Origin of the sequence: Neotamlana sargassicola, assembly GCF_020523965.1 — a bacterium.
GTDB classification, from domain to species: Bacteria; Bacteroidota; Bacteroidia; order Flavobacteriales; family Flavobacteriaceae; genus Neotamlana; species Neotamlana sargassicola.
The window spans coordinates 150,304-168,322 of sequence record NZ_JAJAPX010000001.1 but is presented as its reverse complement, the minus strand read 5'-3'; the positions used below and the strand labels follow the sequence as shown (position 1 = coordinate 168,322).

Genomic DNA, 18,019 nt, shown 5'->3' with positions numbered 1-18,019 from the left:
TACAATTTGCGATAGATTTTCAACAATTACCAATGTTATTACGAACCTAATGACATTAAAACTTTTATAAGATTTCCACTTTAAAGGAAATGAAAAAACAAACAGTAATGCGTAAACTAAAAAACAGCGAATTAAACAGGCTTAGTGTTGAAGCTTTTAAAGCTACAGAAAAAACACCTTTAATTATTGTTCTGGATAATATTAGAAGCTTAAACAATATTGGTTCGGTTTTTAGAACAAGTGATGCCTTTTTAGTTGAAAAAATTTATTTATGCGGTATTACTGCAACGCCTCCACATAAAGACATACACAAAACCGCTTTAGGAAGCACAGACACTGTAGGTTGGGAATATGCGGAAAACACTTTAGAGGTAATTAACAAACTTAAGGCAGAAAACATAAAGATTTGTTCTATTGAACAAGCTGAAAAGGCTACTATGTTAAACAATTTTAAAATTGAGCCTAACACAAAATATGCACTAGTGTTTGGTAATGAGGTTAAAGGTGTAGCCCAAAACGTAGTAAGCGAAAGCGATTATGTTATTGAAATTCCGCAATTTGGGACAAAACACTCCTTAAATATTTCGGTAAGTTGTGGTGTAGTAGTTTGGGATGTTTTTAGTAAATTGAGTAGCATTAAATGAAAAAAATAACCGCATTTTTATTGTTATTGCTATGCTTAGCATCTTTTGGGCAAGAGGATGAACAAAACAAAAATTTCAAGAAAGTTACTGAAACTGAAACTTATTCCACACGATATTCCGACGGAAAAAAACATATCTCAACTTCCGAAATAAACGAATACTACTACAACAAACAAGGTAAAATAACCCAGAACAAACGTAAAACATTTTACAAAAACGAACCCTATATATCAACCAGAACCACCTATTTTTATAATACGAATAACAAAATTGATTATACAGAAACAATAATTCTAGAAGATTCGTTAAAATACCGAACACTATACACTTACCAAAATGGTGAAATTTATAAAAAAACGACTTCTTACACCCGCAACAATAATCTAACTAATTATAACGAGTCTTACAATTACAACCTACAAAACGAACTCATAACATGTGTTTTTTTGTATTCTGTAATGGATTTATACACCGAAAACCTGCGTCGTAATTTAATAACCACTTTTACTTACAACAAAAAAGGACAAATGATTGAATCGGACTGGACAAAATCGGACAGCACATACAAATACGATAGAATTGTCCATGTTAGAAACCGAAAAGGACTCAGAACGAAGGATAAAATTTTCAATAAAAACAATAAGCATTTAAAAACAGTAAATTTTAAATATGAGTTTGATGATAAAAACAATTGGATTATCATGAAACATTATGAAAAAAGACAGTTAACAAAGGCTATTTATCGTGAAATTGAATACTATGAGTAAACCCAAAAAACCATGGCCAACAAAAGATGCCATGACTCAAATTTACGACTTGCACCTATGGGGAGGAAATGACCATGATTTTTATTCGGGTGAAGGTTCTCACGATCCCGAAATTATAAATCCGTATATAGAAGTTGTTACTCATTTTTTTAAATCTTTTAGCAAACCTATCACTGTTTGCGATTTAGGTTGTGGCGATTTTAATATTGGGAAACATTTTTACAAGCACACAAAAAATTATATCGCAATCGATATTGTTGAGCCATTAATAACACGAAACCAAGTCAAATTTCAGGCCGAAAACTTAACGTTTAATTGTCTCGATATTACCAAAGACGAGCTTCCTAAAGCTGATTGTATCGTGTTAAGACAAGTGCTTCAGCATTTATCGAATACAGAAATAGAACGCATTGTAAAAAAGCTAAAACATTACAAATACATTTTATTAACCGAGCATATTCCAAAGGGTGATTTTACTGCAAACATCGATATTATTTCGGGCCAAGGAAATAGAACTAAAAAGCAGAGTGGTGTTGATATTTTAAAATCGCCTTTTGGCTTAAACATTACGAGTAAAACCATACTTAATTCGCATGTTTTAAAAAATAATAAAGGGCAAATAGTAACAACGCTTTTTAAAATATAATTAAAACTTGATTTAACCCCCGAATAATAATAACTTAGCTCGAAACCAATATCATAATGGGCTTTTTAGTTTTACCTATAATATTAGCTATCCCTTTTTTATTTGTAATAGTAAATTTTACAGCGTATTTGGTTAAAGGTAAAACACTAACCAAAAAGCGTATTTGGCAACCTGTTGCACTGTTTATTTTTGCTGGTTTTCCGTTTTTGTTTTTTATGTTTTTCGATTGGGGATTAGAAAACAGTTGCTGTACTGATAGTCCTGCATTTGCGCCAGAAAACAAATTTGGCATTTATACACTTATAATAATTTGTATAATGGCTTATGCCTTTTCTAGTTTTAGAGTTGCCATTTTTGCTCCCATTCCAGAATTATTATTAAACACATTATTAATTCTTGGGTTAGTAATAAATGGCATAATGATGTTTCACATTAAACCTGTTGAACTTGGCGGATTAATGATTTTAATTGGCAACTCCCCATTAATTTTACTTTTAATACTTCAACTTCATAAAAATCACTTATTGTTAATTGAACACAATTACAAAAACAAAGTTGCTCCGATTAAATTATTGGACAGAATTTGTTTCAAAGTTTTGCATTTAAAACCATTAATAAAATATCCCGTATTAATAGTTTTACTAGTTCCTTTATTAATAGTTTTCTCGCTTTTGTTGTTTTTATTCGGACAAAAACCAGACACTTTAATACGGGCTTTTACAGATACCTACAAACATGGTTTTTCTCAACTTGATTATTTATGTGATAATGTAAACTGTGGTGGACATTTTTTATGTTCGGTGGGCGCATTAGGGAATAAAAAAATAGTAAAACCTATAAGATTAGGAGAAAGAAATAACGAAAAAATAATTTGCAACAGGCAACTTTTAATTTCGAACGCTTTTGAAGAAATACTTCATAAAAAATTACCCAAAGCACATTATTTTCTTAGAAAGAATTATAATAAAGTGGGCGCTAAAATTCATAAACATTATTATCTATTTAATAATTCCAACATTTCTAATATCGTTTATATTTTAATGAAACCTTTGGAATGGATTTTTCTATTTACACTTTATTGTGTAGATAAAAACCCAGAAAACAGAATAGCTATGCAATATTTAAATCCAAAGGATAGGCAGAAAATTAAAAATAGTTACTCGCCACAAACCTGCTCTAAAACCCAAATATAATCGGCTCTATTTTTAACAAAATCTTTATCGGAAACATCAATTATTTTTACGTTAAAGTCTGTTTGAGTTTTTAAAAATTCCAGATAGCCCGTGTTTATTTTTTCAAGATATTCGTCGGCTATGTCTTGTTCGTATTTTCTGCCGCGTTTTTTTATATTTTGTTGTAAACGCTCTGTGTTTTGGTATAAATACACATAAAGTTCTGGTTTAGCGATATCCTTGTACATTAGGTAAAATAATTTTCGATAAAGCTTAAACTCATCTTCTTGTAAGGTGATTTTTGAAAAAATTAAAGATTTAAATACATCGTAGTCGCTAACCACGAAATTTTTAAATAAATCGAGCTGCTCTAAATCGTCGCTAATTTGCTGATAACGGTCTGCCAGAAACGACATTTCAAGCGGAAAAGCATAACGTGAAGCATCTTTATAAAATTTTGGTAAAAAAGGATTATCGGCAAAACGTTCTAAAATTAATTTAGCATTAAAATCGTGTGCAATTTTTGTTGCTAAACTCGTTTTTCCTGCACCAATATTTCCTTCAATAGCTATGTAATTAAATTTGGCTAAATTATACGCTTTACTTGGGTTTTTTATCCACACGTTTAAAGGCTCCAATACCGAATTGTCTTGGCAGGTGCTTAATAAATCTTCGACTGCGGCATTAAGTATTGGATGATTTATTTTAGGCGCAATATCTGCTAAAGGTTGCAAAACAAACTTGCGTTTGTGCATTTCGGGGTGAGGCAACTTTAGTAATTTTGTATCGACAATTTGGTCTTCGGCAAAAACTATATCTAAATCAATGGTTCTTGCTTCATAAACATTTGTTTTAGTGCGTGTTCTGCCCAAGTCTGTTTCTATGGCTAATAACGTACGTAGCACCTTAGCTGGTTTTAATTGGCTTTCTAAAATAAGGCAACAATTAAAAAAATCATCACTTTTAAACCCTAAAGCTTCCGATTTATAAATCTTAGAGATCAATTTTACATTCCCAATTTTATGATAAATAGCCTTAACAGCCGCTTGTAAATTTTTAAATTTATCGCCTTTATTACTGCCAAGTGCTATATAATATGTTGTGAAGTTATCCATAAGAGATGGCAAAATAACTAAATCAAATTTTATTCTTTTATATTTACCTGAGTTAATTATTCACAATTATAAATGACAGACAAAAACAAACTTGCCGCTCAGCGCATTTATATCCTTTTAGGTGCTTTATTTATAACGTCTTTGGTGGTTTCTAATCTTATTTTTCAAAAGTTTTTTTATTGGTATCCGTTTGATATTGAAATTTTTGGCAGCAAGCTTTTTGAGATTTCTGTTGGCATTTTACCTTACCCAATTACCTTTTTAATTACCGACTTAATAAGCGAAATTTACGGTAAAAAACGCGCTAACGATGTGGTTATCGCGGGTATATTTGCTTCGATATTTTCGCTATTAATCATTTATATTTCTAGCGCAGTACCCGCTACATCGTGGTCTGCTATAGATGATACTACGTTTAAGAATGTGTTTGGTAATTCGGCCATTGCCGTTTTTGCAAGTATGCTTACCTATTTGTTTGCGCAGTTTGTCGATATTCAAATTTATCACTTCTGGAAACGCGTTACTCAAGGTAAAAAACTGTGGCTACGTAATAATTTTTCAACCTGGACCTCTCAGTTTGTCGATACTTTTACCATTGTATTTTTATTGTGCTCGTTTGGTATTATTGAATGGGCTAACTTTAAAGGTTTACTGGTAAGTGGCTTTTTATTCAAGGTTATAGTTGCGGCTTGCGATACGCCATTTTTATATTTGGGTGTGTATTTGTTTAAAAAACGCTTCAATTTAAAAACAAACGAAGAAATTAATTTGCTTTAACACGATCGATTTTAAAAAATTATACTTAAAAAAGAAAACCTATTTGCGATTCTTTGGAAAGTTTTGGGTACTTCTTGGTAAGTTATGTTATTGTTTCGTTTCTGCCTAAGCCAATTTTACAATAACATATTAATTGTGCTTAAAATTAATTTACACAAGTTTTAAAGATATTTTTAAACTTATAAATAAAAAGCCAAAATGTAATATTTTGGCTTTTTATTTTTTTAAGATTAAGGTTGTTAATTATCTGTTTTCCCAACCTGGGTTTTGTTCCCAAACAACATCTTTATTTCTGTCGATAACCGTTTGTGGAATTGGAAATGTATTAAAATCGAAGGTTAAACTATTTACTTGATAGTCGTATCTTGCATAAGTTCTAATTCTATCGGAAGCAATGCTGCCTCCCATGCGTAATAGGGTATTCCAGCGACTTTCTTCTCCAAATAGCTCTCTTGCTCTTTCGTCTAAAATAAAATCTAAATCAACCATAGCAGCTGTTGCCAAAATATTACATTGTGCTCTTTCTCTAATAATATTAATGTCGTCTGCAGCGCCTTGATTATCGCCTTTTCTTAATTTAGCTTCAGCTCTTAATAAAATAGTTTCTGGAAGTCTAATAACGTAATCGTCTCTCCAAATATTTTGACGTCTTTCTCCGTCTTCTAATCCTTCAAATTGATCGGTCGTAAACTTTTCGTATATTGGGAAATACGCTCCATCTGCTAACCCAATATTAGCTGCATCTAGTTCGTCTTGCGGTACTTCTTGTCCTACTAAGGACCCATTTTCGTAACTAGGGTCGTTATAGTACACGGTGCGTCTAATATTGCTTTCGTCTCCTCTCATATCGCCATCAGAAATGCTAGGTTCCCATATTATGGTTTCTGTTAGTTCTGTTGGTCTTAAAAAAGCTACACCACGACCGCCAGTATATTCATCTTCACCAATAACTCCAGGAATAGCTCGCCATACTGGGCTTAAATAATAGGGTAATGCTAGTCTTGCGTTTTCATCACCTGCTAAATATGCTTGATAATCGAATTGATACGCCCAAATGCTTTCGGTATTCCCATCGGCATAGTTTTGGTTGTTTAAACGGAATAAATCCCACCATACGTTTTTTCCTGCTTCGGTAGCTCTAGAGCCAAATCGCTCTGTCATTAAAGAGTAAATGCCACCATCAATTACATCAGACGCATAATTAATCGCTTGATCGTAGGCAGTATCGCTGTTGGTTTCAATACCAAGTCCTAAATAAAATTCGCTTAAAAAATGTTGAGCTGCACCTTTTACAACTCTACCAGGTTCGTTAGTAGTTTCTGGTAAATCATCAAGTATAGATTCTAAATCGTCTATTGCAAATTGGTATATTTCATATCTCTCAGATTGTTCGTAGTCAAACCTAACGGTTGTTGTTGGTTCATCTACAATGGCAACTCTACCAAAAAGTTCGGCTGCTTGCCCATGAGCTTTGGCTCTAAAAAATTTGGCTTGTGCAAGTACATAACTTCTTATGTCTTCGGATTCAAAAGGAATATCCTCTCGTTCTGCTAAAGAAATGGCTAAGTTAGCTCTACCAATCATTTGATATAAATCGGTATAAATATTATATAATCTACCTGCATTTGGGGTAATTGTAGAGTTATAATCACTAAAATTTGTGTTTTCTCTAAATGTTGGAACGGTAAAAACATCGGTGCCTTGACCATACATTACTCGACCTTGGTTGTTATCGATATACCCATGAAGAGCCCTGTCTTGCTGATACATTGTAAGTATTAGTTGCTCGACTTGAACTCCAGATGTAAAAACATTATCTACAGTTAAAAAAGTTTCAGGATCTTGAGTTAAAAACTCTTCATCGTCGCAGCTAAGATTTAAAAGAATAGCCGCTATAATTACTATTTTATATTTTAAATATTTTTTCATATTGTTTTTTTTAAATTAGAAGCTAACGTTTAAACCTACAGTATATGCTGTCATTACAGGTAAAGTGCCACTTTGCGCAGATACGCCTAGTTCTGGGTCGCCACCACCAAACCAGTTTGTGAATATTAGTGGATTGTCTGCATTTGCATATAAATCTAACGATGCTATTCCTAAATTTAATCTATTTAAAAGGTCTTGATTAAAACTATATTTTAAGTTTATATTTTGTAAGCGAACAAAACCTCTAGATTGTAAACCTAAGTATCTCGAATCGTTAAAATCTGCACGAAGGTTTGTTGTACTTTGGTTTTCGGGTGTCCACCAAGCGCCGTTATCAATATCGTTGTAGTCAAATCTGTTTTGTAAAGAATTGTGTCTGGGGTTAGAACCTAAATAATACCCATTACCACCAAAGGTTCCTGTAAATAGAAAGTATAAACTTAAGTTTTTATAATTTATAGTATTTGCAAAGGACATTCTAAAGTTTGGTGCCGTGAACCCTAAAATTTTTCGATCACCATCTGCGGTAATTCCTGGAACGCCATCTAAATCTCTATACATGGCGTCTCCTGGTTCGGCTCCTGTATCGGCAATGTATTGCGTATCGCTTTCTTGAACTACCCCAATATATTCGTAACCATAAATGGCTCCAAGAGATTCGCCTATAAATAAGCTATTTGAAATATCGTCGTCTTCAACACCATCCCCATCAATATCATCGCCATATAGCTCTGCTATTTTATTACTGTTTTTCCAATAAGCTAAATTAGATGTCCAAGAGAATTTATCTGTTTTAAAATTGGTAGTTTCTAAAGAAATTTCAACACCTTGGTTATCAATTTGTCCTAAACTTGCTAGTATTGATGTAAAGCCACTTGTACTTGGAATATTTCTGTTAAAAATTTGGTCTCTGGTTTTAGAAAAATAAACATCAGCATTTAAATTAATTCTACTATCAAGCCAACTTGAATGAATCCCGAAGTTTAAAGCAGTTGTAGATTCCCATCCTAATTCGGTGTTTCCTAAACTTGTTTGTTCAATTCCAAATTCACTTTCAGAAGGGTTGTCTCCAAAAGCATATTCAATATCTCCTGGTTGCCCAGTAATAACACCCGAAAGTGTTTCGTATGGGTCTAAACCTTGGTTTCCATTTGTACCATAAGAGGCATTTATTTTTAAATAGCTTAATATTTTATTCGGTTTTAAAAAGTTCTCCTTGGTTACTGTCCAGGCACCACCTACAGACCAAAATGTACCGAATCTATTATCTTCACCAAAAACAGATGCACCATCACGTCTTACTGAAGCTGTAATATTATATTTATTGTCGAATCCGTAAGCTATTCTACCTAAGTAGCCAACATTAGATCTTTCTGTTATGTCGTAAGAATTATTGATTGTTTCGGCAAATGTAAGCCCGTTTACACCCAAGCTTGTATTACCTAAAGAAGCAAAGTTATTGCCAGATAGGGTAGAGACATCTGCTTTTCTGTAGTCGCGTGTTGCTACTAAGGTTAAATCTATATTATGTTGATTGAAACTTTTATTGTAATTAATAATATTATCAATTACATAATTATAATCTTTATAACGTGAGTTAGACCCGTTTGCTTGCGAAAGATTGGCTTGTATTGCCTCCTGTGAGTACCTATTAAAATAGGGTTCTCCTTCTGTTGGAAGCCCTATGTAATAACCTTCATAATAAAAACTATCTAAGCTTCTGTATTGCGAACTAATGGAATAGTTTACGGTGTATTTTAAACCTTCTATCCATGGTATTTTAACCGTTGCATTCGCAGCTAACCTAAAATAGTTTCGTTTATCGAATAAATCGCGTGTTCCATCTGTTCCCCAAAGCGGATTTTCCACGTTGTTGGCAGTAGGGTACCTTTCTAAGTCGGTAGAGGTGTTAGAGGCTGTATTAAATGGTTGCCCATCGTATCTATACGGATAGCCAATAGGAGCTATAAACATAGCTTGTCCAAGATTTGCAGTAACACCAGAAAAATCGCTATTGGTATATGAACCATCTATACCAACCTCGAGCCAATCGGTAACATCGGCTTGAAGCCTTGAACGAAGTGAGATTCTATTAAAATCGTCACCCAAAATAACACCTTGTTGCTCTTCATAACCACCAGAAAAGAAATAATTGAAATTATCTGACCTTCCTGACACAGAAACATTATGCTTTTGAATAGTACCTGTACGAGATACAAGGTCTATCCAGTCTGTATCAACGCCTTCATCTTGCAGCACGTTTCTATATTCCTCTTCCCAAACAATGTCATCTACCGAAGCAGCACCAACTTGAGTAGCATATTTTTCTAAATAGGCATCTCTTGATAAAAGGTTAGGTTTATTTTGCCAAACATTAACACCAGTATTTGAAGAAAGTTTAATAACTGGTTTTGATGTTTTTCCTTTTTTAGTATTTATTAAAATAACACCGTTACCTGCACGAGAACCATAAACCACTGCCGCCGATGCATCTTTTAAAATGTCTATAGAAGCAATGTCGTTAGGGTTTATGTCGTTTACACTACCAAGAAAAACAATGCCATCTAGCACAATTAAGGGGTCGTTATTTCCATTTATTGAATTTTGCCCTCTAATAATAATACTTGGAGTTTGGCCTGCTTGATTTTGAGTTCCAATATTAATACCAGGTGTTGCGCCTCTAACCGATTGTAGAATACTTGTATTAGACGATAGCGCTACTGGAGAATCTTCTAGCGTAACTCGTTCAACCGAACCCGTGATATCTTTACGTTTTGCAGTTCCGTAACCAACAACAATTACCTCATCTAGACTTTGAGCATCTTCCTCTAAAATAATATTGATGTTTGATTGATTGTTTACCGAAATTTCTTTTGTAACATAACCTACGTATGAGATTATTAATGTCGGGTTTTCGCTAGTAACTTCTATTGAAAAGTTTCCGTCAAAATCTGAATAGGCGCCATTAGTGGTTCCTTTTTCTGAAATACTTGCTCCAGGTAAAGGAATATTATTGCTGTCTGTTATTATTCCGGAAATAATTAAATTTTGAACGGAATAGAGGTCTCTATTTGCTCCATAAACTTCGTTACCATAAGCAGTTGCAGTACTAAAACACGTGTTTATAACGAGTATTAGACTTAATAATTTGAAACACGAATTTTTTGCAAAATAATTTGAAATTCGCATTTTTTGAAATAAGTTTTCTTTCATAAAAATGAATTTAGTTAATGATTAAGTTAGCGCGGTAGTTTATTTTGTTTAATAAAAGTAGAATTTATAATTTTTGGTAGCATCCTGCTCCATCCTGTATGAAATAGGATGTTATGCCACCGCAGGAAGTGAGTTTATTTGTTAAGAGTTGTAAATTGATTACAAGGTTAAAGCGTGTAATTTTTAAAAGAAAATAACCGAATATTCAAAATTTTTGTTTTTGGAAATAATAACTGAATATTAAATAAAGTATACCACAAAATAACCAAGTAGGAAGTGTAAGAAACGATAGGAATATATTAAATTGAATAGATAAAAAATAAAATATGCCAAAGCTACAAGCCCAAGCAAATAGAACAGATTTGTTGAAATTTAAAGTTTTAATTTCTGCATAATTTTTAACAAGTCCAAATCTCTTTGCAAAGAAATGCTCGAATACAATGATGGCTCCAATTGGCGCTAGAATAAAACCGTATAAGGCAACAAAACTAAGAAGTTTCATAGCAAAAGCGGGAAAAATACCGGCAATTGTAGCTACCAATCCAGCTAAAAAAGTAACTTTTGATGTGCTTAACTTTGGAAAAATAGCTTGAAATGCCAAACCAGCCCTGTAAATTGTTGGGTTTGCCGTAGTCCAACCTGCTAGTACAACTACTAAAATTCCAAAAACACCTATGGCGTTGTAAGCTAATGGGCCGGGAGCAACAGGAGGTGCTTCACCTTGGTTTAATATAGCTATTGCTTCGGGAGATTTTAAATATACAGCATATAATAAGGCCGCTGCAACCCAAGCCATAAAATGGCCAATATACATTCCTGCAGCCGTTGTCCAACCGGCCGATGCCTTTTTTGCAAACCTAAAAACAGATAAGTCTGACATACCGATGTGCATGGCGGCATTAGCAAACCAAGACCAGATTACAACGTGCCAAAACGTGTATTTTATTTGTCCGGGAAAGGGTTTTGTGCCTTCACCCCAAATATTCCAAAAATCGCTAAAACTAGTCACGTTTAGCTGTTTTAAAGCTACAATTCCGCATAAAATAAAGCCCGTAACAATTACTGGAGACATATAATTTGCAGCTTTTGCTACAGTATTGTAACCTTTTGCAGCAATTATCGATATTACAATACCTATAAACAATACAATAGCAATCCAAGTGGGGCCATTTGGCATACTGTCGGTTAGTTTGGGCATAGGCATATTAAACGGAATTCCAACTGCTGTTGCCGAAACTGTTATCATGGATCCGGCTAAGAAACAAAATAAAATACCGTTCGCAAGATTATAACCAATAACAAGCTTTTTACCACAAATTTTTTCTAGCTGGTAGTATAAAGTTAATCTGTATTTTACAGCTATTTCTGCGGTTAAAAATCGCCAGCTAAGAACAGCTAAAAAGTTTCCTAAAAGTAATCCAATAATTAAATCGAAGGCACTTACGCCGGCAGTAAGAAATAAAGGACCTATTAAAAATTCTGTACCAGCAGCATGTTCTCCTGCATACACGCCTAAGAAATTAGACCAACTTTTTAATTTTTTTTGTGGTACAGCAGTTCGCTCAAACTCGCCACTGGAATTTGTTTTTTGCTCTTTTATTTTGCTATTAATCGGTTTCATTAATGTTTAGTTTAGTTCGGTTGGTTTTTTTATGATATTATAAAGGGAACATGTTTTTTTAGGGAGTAATTCTTTTTTAAAAATTTCGAGTTTAGTTTTTTATCAGAAATAGATAAGGCAGCGCCAAGCGCAGAGCCTAATGATGCATTTGTGGTTCTTAATTTGGTGTTTCTAAAAAAGTGCGATAATAAATTTATGTATAAATCGTTGTCGCTAAAACCGCCATCTACATAGAGTTTTTTTATTTCCTCATTTCCAATAACATCTTCTATACTTTTAATTTGAAGTAGTACTAATTCAAGCATGAGTTGGTGGTAGGCCTCATCGAAATTAGTATAAGGTATTGTTGTTTTTGGTGGCATTTGGCTTTCGTTTAAACTTTCCCATTTAAACATGTGTTTAAAATCTTTATTTATTTTAGTGAAGATTTCTGAATTAAATTTAACTTCACGATGATAGTTTTCTGGAACCCCAAAGTGTTTATGTAATTTGTTTATTTGAATTTTATATTCGTTTCCTAAAAATAAACGTGTGGCTTTTACAGGTTTACCATTAATTCGCATATAATTTATAAAATCTTTTTCCTGGTTATCGTCTACTAGTGGCTGCTCTGTGAAAGGGTTTAATGTTATGCTCCATGTACCTGTTGAAATTAATACAAATTTTTTTTTGATGCTTCGTATATAAGGTAACAATGCAGATGAACTGTCATGAATACCAACACCAATTTTAATTCTTCTGCCATTATAGTTCATGTTGATGCTTGTTTCTGTGGAAACTATGGTGGGTAAAATGGTATCTAATTTTTCTTTATATACCCAATCATGATAGTCTTTTTTAGTGTAATCCCATAATGCCGTATGGCAGCCAATACTTGTGTATTCGCTAAGAGGAATTCCAGTAAATACATAGCTTAAGTATTGAGGAAAATGTAAGGTGTATTTAATTTCTTTAAAAATTTCTGGTTTAGTTTGTTTTAACCAATAAAGTTGTAAGCCAGAATTTAATAAGTTTAAATTATAACAGCCTGTTGCCTTTAAAAAGGTTTCTTTTGGGCCGTATTTTTCTAGAAAGGAATTTACAATTTCTTTTTTTATTGGTTTTGTGTAGTTGTAAAGCGGAGTTAAAACTTCCCCATTTTTATTAATGTGCACTAAGCTTGCGCCATAGGTTGAAAAATTTATGGCTGTTACATTAAATGCTTTTGAAGTTAATATTTTTTCAAAAACGGTTTTTAACCAATTTAAAAGTTCGGTTAAGTTTTCGGTGGGGTGTCCATCTTCATCTTTTATTTCATCAAATTGTATATATTCTTTATAAACTTCTTTGTAGTCTTTGTCAAACAGAAAAAATTTTTTGTTCGTTTTTCCAATATCAAAAATAGCTGTTACATTAATCATAAAAATATTATAAACCGGTTGCAATAGAGTATTTACCTCTTTCTTTAATTAATTGGTTTCTTACGTTTAAGGCGCGATAAGTTTCTATAGGGTTTATTGCGCCACCTAGGTTTAATCGAGCTTTGGCTACTAATGGTCTAACATCGGTGCGATAAGCATCGTGTAATATTTCTTGGCATGTAACAATATCGTTGTTTAACTGCGCGTTTTTTAATTTGTTTTGATCTATTAGTAGGGCTTTAGCAAATGCCTCTTGTATGGCTTCTAGGGATTGTAGTAAATCTTCTAATGGATCTTTTAAATTATGACTAGCATCAATCATCCATTCTAAATCTGGGTTGTTAGGGTTGTTTTCCATACCATAAACCAACTCGTTAAAAATCAAGAACAGGGTGTATGGTTTTATGCTTCCTACAGTTAAATCGTCGTCGCCATATTTACTGTCGTTAAAATGAAACCCGCCAAGTTTTCCTTTATACATTAATGTTGAAACAATTTGTTCAATATTACAGTTTGGTAAATGATGACCAAGATCTACGAGCGAGTATGCTTTATCTCCACAGGCAGTCGCAAGCATAAATGATGTGCCCCAGTCTTGAATAACAGTGCTGTAAAAATTAGGCTCAAAGGGTTTATATTCAATTAGCATTTTCCAATCTTTGGGCAACGTAGCATAAATTTCTTTTAAACTATTTTCTGTGTTAATTAAAGCAGTTTGGAAGTTGTTTTGACCAGGAAAACTAGCGCCGTCTGCCAGCCACACGGTTAAACTTTTTGACCCTAGTTTTTTACCAATATTTATAACGTCTATGTTGTGTTGAATGGCTTGTTGCCTAATATCTTTTGAAGTATTGCTTAAGGAACCAAATTTATAGCTTAATGCCGCATTGTTTTGGTCTTGAAACGTATTGGAGTTTACAGCATCAAACTTAATATTTAAACTATTTGCTAATGTTTTAATACCATTATAATCTTCTGGGATATCCCATGGTATGTGTAATGAAACTGCCCCTGCAGAATGAGTTAAAGCATTTAAAATACCTATATCTTCAATTTTTTGTTCTAAATTTTTGGGTTCTCCAAAAAAAGAAAATCTTCCAAATCTTGTTCCGCCAGCTCCTAAGGCCCAACTTGGAATTGCAATTTGAAGATTCTGTAGTTTTTTTATAATTGCATTTACATCTACACCTTTATTGTTTAAGGTGTTTGATGTGTAATTAAATTGCTCTTCGAGCGTTTTTATTGATGTTTTATTGTTTTCTTGTATTTGATTTTGATTTATTCGCATTCGCTCATTAATTTGTTTTGAAGCTGTAAAATATATTTACACCTGTGTAATTTAAGATAATAAAACTTCCACTTTAAATTTAAATTTTCCGTGGAAGTTTTTACTAACTAAACTAATTAACAATATATTTTCTTATCTAACAAAAGCATTTGCCATGCCTCCGTCGATATTTATTATGTTTCCTGTTGATTTGTTTAAAATTGCAACAAGTGTAAAAACACCATTAGCAATATCTTGTGGCGTAATTATTTCGTTAAGTAAGTTACGTTTTGCATAAAATGCAGGTAGTTCTTCAATGGATATATTATTGGCTTTCGCACGGCCTTCTGCCCAAGCACCTTGCCAAATTTTACTTCCAATTATAACGCCGTCTGGATTTACTGTATTTACTCTAATTTTTTCTTTTGCCATTTCGCTAGCTAATAATCGTACCATGTGTTGTTGGGCAGCTTTTGCTGTTCCATAAGCAACATTGTTTGGGCCAGCAACTAAGCCGTTTTTACTAGCAATTGAAATAAAGTCGCCACCTAAACCTTGTTTTTTGTTAATCTTTGAAAACTGTTTTGCTAAATTAAACTGGCCTTTAACTAAAATATTTTGCAAAATATCCCAATCTTTTTCTGTTGTATCATTTAATGGTTTTGATATTGCTAATCCGGCGCTGTGTACAATGATATCAATGCCTCCAAAAGTTAAACATGCTTTTTTATAAGCATTGGCAATAGAATCTGGGTTTGTAACATCGCAAACGACATAGGTAGAAGTGTCGTTAGGGTAGGTGCTATTTGCGGCAACTAAACTTTCTTCATTAATATCTGTTAGCACAACATTGGCGCCTTCGGCGGCTAATTTATCGGCTATTGCTTTACCAATACCACCACCAGCCCCTGTAATAAGAGCAACTTTTCTGGAAAGTGGTTTTTCTTTAGGCATGCGCTGTAATTTTGCTTCTTCCAGTAGCCAATATTCAATATTAAATGCTTCTTGTCGAGGTAAAGATGTATATTCGGTTATCGCTTCAGCACCTTTCATTACGTTAATAGCGTTAACGTAAAATTCGTTTGCAACTCGAGCTGTTTGCTTGTTCTTTGCAAAGCTAAACATACCAACACCAGGATATATTATTATAACCGGGTTAGGATCTCGCATAGCCGGACTATTGTTGTTTTTACAGACGTTATAATAGTTTGTGTATTCTTTTCTGTACTGGTTAAACTCTGGTTTTAATTTTTCTAGAATAATTTCTGTATTTGTTAAGTCTTCGTCTTTACTTAATTTTAAAACTAATGGTTGAATTTTAGTTCGTAGGAAATGATCTGGACAAGATGTTCCCATGGGAGCCAGTCTTTCTAAATCGTTACTGTTTATATATTCTAAAACCGTTTCACTATCTGAAAAATGCCCAACCATTCGTTGTTCCGATGAGCATAAGCCTCTAAGAATTGGCATTATTTGTGATGCTTTTTCTAAGCGTTCTTCTTTTGGTAAACTTTCTATTTTTTTACCTGAAAACACAGAGCCTTTCTCTTTTATTTTTTGAGCAATAAATTCTGAGGCTTGTTCTATTACATCTAAACTGTTTATATAGCTTTCGTAAGATGTGTTTCCCCAGGTAAATATACCGTGACTACCTAAAACAATTCCTTTAATTCCTGGATTTTCGTTCAAGCATTTTTCTAATTGCAACCCAAGGTCGAAACCTGGTCTTTGCCATGGCACCCAACCCATTGTGTCGCCCCAAATTTCTTTGGTTACTTTTTCACCATCTTTAGCGGCGGCCACTGCAATTAAAGCATCTGGGTGTAAATGATCGATATGAGCAAATGGCAGTAAACCATGTAATGGCGTGTCTATGGAAGGAGCTTTACTATTTAAATCGAAAATGCAATGGTTAAAAAGGCTTACCATACGATCTTCATCATGCAAACCTTGGTAAACATTTTTTAAATTTCGTAATCTTTTTGTGTATAAACCGGCAATACCACTTCGTGTTAATGTGCCAATATCGCCACCAGAACCTTTTACCCACATAACTTCAACATTTTCATTAGTTAAAGGGTCTTTTTCTATGGTTTTACAGCTGGTGTTTCCTCCACCATAGTTTGTAATTCTTAAGTCAGCACCTAATATATTAGAACGATAAAGAAATAATGCAATTTGGTCATCTCCTAAGGTCTTAGCTTTATTTTCGTCCCACAAGTAATTAACATGCTTATATTTTTTAATCATATTTTAGTTTTTTTATGTCTTTATTTAATAATGATGATAGCCAATTTAAGTTAAGATTATCATAATTCAATCCTGCACTATGCTGCTTTTTATTAATATTGAAAACTTATCTTTATACTTATGGAGTATAACAAATAAAAATAAACCAGTCTTTTTTTATGGAGATTTATAATTTAATTGAAATTAATGGCGAGTCTCGAATCCCAAAATATCAGCAAATTGTAGATTCTATTATCGCAAATATTTCTAACGGAAAATTAAAGATTGATGATAAAATTCCCTCAATAAATAAATTTAGCGAGGAATTTTATCTTTCTAGAGATACAGTAGAAAAAGCGTATAATATATTAAAAGAAAGAAAAATTATCACCTCAATTAGAGGTAAAGGGTTTTATATAGCGAGAACACAACTAATTTCTAAATTAAATATTCTGTTTTTAATCAATAAACTAAGCACTTATAAAATGAAAATTTATAATTCGTTTATTGATAGCCTTGGGAGTGCCTCGCATACAGAGTTACAAATTTATCATTGCGATGAAACGTTGTTTTTAAATTTACTTGAAAAAAATTATAAAGTTTACGATTACTTTGTAATAATGCCGCATTTTAAAACAGAAACCCTGAGGCACATAAGTTTTACCTCGTTAACAGAAAAAGCAATAAAACGAATTCCGAAAGAAAAATTGCTTTTACTAGATAATGAAAAAGTTAATATAGATACAGGTATAAATATAGTATATCAAGATTTTGAAAATGATATTTATTGCGCTTTAACCGAAGGACTTTCTAAAATAAAAAAATATAAAAAGTTGTTTTTAGCGTATCCTAGCAAATCCATGTATCCTTATCCCGGAAGAATTTTACATGGTTTTAGGAAGTTTTGTGTGGAAAATAATCTAGATTTTGAAATTATTGATGAAATTTATGAGGATATGATTTTAAAAAAACGGGATTTATTTATAACAATTGAAGAATTAGATTTAGTTAATTTAATAAACCGCATTCGGGAGTATAAATTTAAACTAGGTAAAGATGTTGGTGTTATCTCGTATAACGATACTCCATTAAAACAGCTATTAGGAATTACCTGTATATCTACCGATTTTAAAATGATGGGGGAAACAGCCGCAGATGTAGTTTTAAACAAAAGAAGCGGGAAAATTAAAAATCCGTTTAATTTTATAGATAGAAAGTCGGTTTAATTTAACAATCAGT

13 protein-coding genes are annotated in these 18,019 nt (G+C 32.9%); 6 read left to right on the top strand and 7 right to left on the bottom strand.

The window, feature by feature from the left end; genetic code table 11:
- The first annotated feature begins 107 nt into the window (after positions 1 to 107).
- From LG651_RS00710 to LG651_RS00695, 4 genes are read left to right on the top strand one after another with little or no spacing between them, the layout of a single operon-like run.
- Positions 108 to 644 (top strand): RNA methyltransferase, encoded by a 537-nt coding sequence (locus tag LG651_RS00710; protein ID WP_226694998.1) that lies wholly within the window; start codon positions 108 to 110, stop codon positions 642 to 644.
- Entirely contained in the window at positions 641 to 1,411 is a 771-nt protein-coding gene (locus LG651_RS00705) for a hypothetical protein (protein WP_226694250.1), read from the top strand. Before LG651_RS00710 ends, LG651_RS00705 begins: the two co-directional genes overlap by 4 nt.
- The gene (locus LG651_RS00700; protein WP_226694249.1) at positions 1,404 to 2,057 is read left to right on the top strand and encodes a class I SAM-dependent methyltransferase; all 654 of its coding nucleotides are present in this window, start codon (positions 1,404 to 1,406) and stop codon (positions 2,055 to 2,057) included. Before LG651_RS00705 ends, LG651_RS00700 begins: the two co-directional genes overlap by 8 nt.
- 56 nt (positions 2,058 to 2,113) lie before the next feature.
- Complete coding sequence (locus LG651_RS00695) at positions 2,114 to 3,250, top strand: DUF6688 domain-containing protein (protein ID WP_226694248.1); 1,137 nt, start codon at positions 2,114 to 2,116, stop codon at positions 3,248 to 3,250.
- On the opposite strand, the gene folK is transcribed toward LG651_RS00695, so the two are convergent.
- Positions 3,214 to 4,344, bottom strand: a complete 1,131-nt coding sequence (gene folK, locus LG651_RS00690; RefSeq protein WP_226694247.1) for a 2-amino-4-hydroxy-6-hydroxymethyldihydropteridine diphosphokinase — start codon at positions 4,342 to 4,344, stop codon at positions 3,214 to 3,216. The genes LG651_RS00695 and folK overlap by 37 nt on opposite strands.
- A gap of 72 nt (positions 4,345 to 4,416) precedes the next feature.
- Here folK and LG651_RS00685 point away from each other — a divergent pair, with 72 nt between their 5' ends.
- The gene (locus LG651_RS00685) at positions 4,417 to 5,121 is read left to right on the top strand and encodes a queuosine precursor transporter (protein ID WP_226694246.1); all 705 of its coding nucleotides are present in this window, start codon (positions 4,417 to 4,419) and stop codon (positions 5,119 to 5,121) included.
- A gap of 243 nt (positions 5,122 to 5,364) precedes the next feature.
- Here the strand turns inward: LG651_RS00685 and LG651_RS00680 are convergent, their stop codons facing one another.
- The 6 genes from LG651_RS00680 to LG651_RS00655 form a co-directional block, all read right to left on the bottom strand.
- Positions 5,365 to 7,050, bottom strand: coding sequence for a RagB/SusD family nutrient uptake outer membrane protein (locus LG651_RS00680; protein WP_226694245.1), 1,686 nt, complete (start codon positions 7,048 to 7,050; stop codon positions 5,365 to 5,367).
- Positions 7,051 to 7,065: 15 nt separating this feature from the next.
- The gene (locus tag LG651_RS00675; RefSeq protein WP_226694244.1) at positions 7,066 to 10,263 is read right to left on the bottom strand and encodes a SusC/RagA family TonB-linked outer membrane protein; all 3,198 of its coding nucleotides are present in this window, start codon (positions 10,261 to 10,263) and stop codon (positions 7,066 to 7,068) included.
- A 205-nt stretch (positions 10,264 to 10,468) separates the two neighbouring features.
- Positions 10,469 to 11,884, bottom strand: coding sequence for a purine-cytosine permease family protein (locus LG651_RS00670; RefSeq protein ID WP_226694243.1), 1,416 nt, complete (start codon positions 11,882 to 11,884; stop codon positions 10,469 to 10,471).
- Positions 11,885 to 11,913: 29 nt separating this feature from the next.
- Entirely contained in the window at positions 11,914 to 13,284 is a 1,371-nt protein-coding gene (locus LG651_RS00665) for an FGGY-family carbohydrate kinase (protein ID WP_226694242.1), read from the bottom strand.
- A gap of 7 nt (positions 13,285 to 13,291) precedes the next feature.
- A complete protein-coding gene (locus tag LG651_RS00660; protein ID WP_226694241.1) occupies positions 13,292 to 14,572 on the bottom strand; it encodes a sugar isomerase in 1,281 nt (426 codons plus the stop codon).
- Between the two features lie 132 nt (positions 14,573 to 14,704).
- On the bottom strand, positions 14,705 to 16,801 hold the full coding sequence (locus LG651_RS00655; protein WP_226694240.1) for a bifunctional aldolase/short-chain dehydrogenase: 2,097 nt from the start codon (positions 16,799 to 16,801) through the stop codon (positions 14,705 to 14,707).
- 158 nt (positions 16,802 to 16,959) lie between these two features.
- Between LG651_RS00655 and LG651_RS00650 the strand changes: the two genes are divergently transcribed.
- Positions 16,960 to 18,006, top strand: a complete 1,047-nt coding sequence (locus LG651_RS00650; RefSeq protein ID WP_226694239.1) for a GntR family transcriptional regulator — start codon at positions 16,960 to 16,962, stop codon at positions 18,004 to 18,006.
- The last annotated feature ends 13 nt before the right edge of the window (positions 18,007 to 18,019 follow it).

Excerpts from the sequence above, each read along its gene's own strand:
- LG651_RS00680 (WP_226694245.1), bottom strand. The coding sequence starts at position 7,050 with ATGAAAAAATATTTAAAATATAAAATAGTAATTATAGCGGCTATTCTT.
- LG651_RS00685 (WP_226694246.1), top strand. The coding sequence starts at position 4,417 with ATGACAGACAAAAACAAACTTGCCGCTCAGCGCATTTATATCCTTTTA.
- LG651_RS00710 (WP_226694998.1), top strand. The coding sequence starts at position 108 with ATGCGTAAACTAAAAAACAGCGAATTAAACAGGCTTAGTGTTGAAGCT.
- LG651_RS00675 (WP_226694244.1), bottom strand. The coding sequence starts at position 10,263 with ATGAAAGAAAACTTATTTCAAAAAATGCGAATTTCAAATTATTTTGCA.
- LG651_RS00650 (WP_226694239.1), top strand. The coding sequence starts at position 16,960 with ATGGAGATTTATAATTTAATTGAAATTAATGGCGAGTCTCGAATCCCA.
- LG651_RS00695 (WP_226694248.1), top strand. The coding sequence starts at position 2,114 with ATGGGCTTTTTAGTTTTACCTATAATATTAGCTATCCCTTTTTTATTT.
- LG651_RS00700 (WP_226694249.1), top strand. The coding sequence starts at position 1,404 with ATGAGTAAACCCAAAAAACCATGGCCAACAAAAGATGCCATGACTCAA.
- LG651_RS00665 (WP_226694242.1), bottom strand. The coding sequence starts at position 13,284 with ATGATTAATGTAACAGCTATTTTTGATATTGGAAAAACGAACAAAAAA.
- folK (WP_226694247.1), bottom strand. The coding sequence starts at position 4,344 with ATGGATAACTTCACAACATATTATATAGCACTTGGCAGTAATAAAGGC.
- LG651_RS00655 (WP_226694240.1), bottom strand. The coding sequence starts at position 16,801 with ATGATTAAAAAATATAAGCATGTTAATTACTTGTGGGACGAAAATAAA.
- LG651_RS00660 (WP_226694241.1), bottom strand. The coding sequence starts at position 14,572 with ATGCGAATAAATCAAAATCAAATACAAGAAAACAATAAAACATCAATA.
- LG651_RS00670 (WP_226694243.1), bottom strand. The coding sequence starts at position 11,884 with ATGAAACCGATTAATAGCAAAATAAAAGAGCAAAAAACAAATTCCAGT.
- LG651_RS00705 (WP_226694250.1), top strand. The coding sequence starts at position 641 with ATGAAAAAAATAACCGCATTTTTATTGTTATTGCTATGCTTAGCATCT.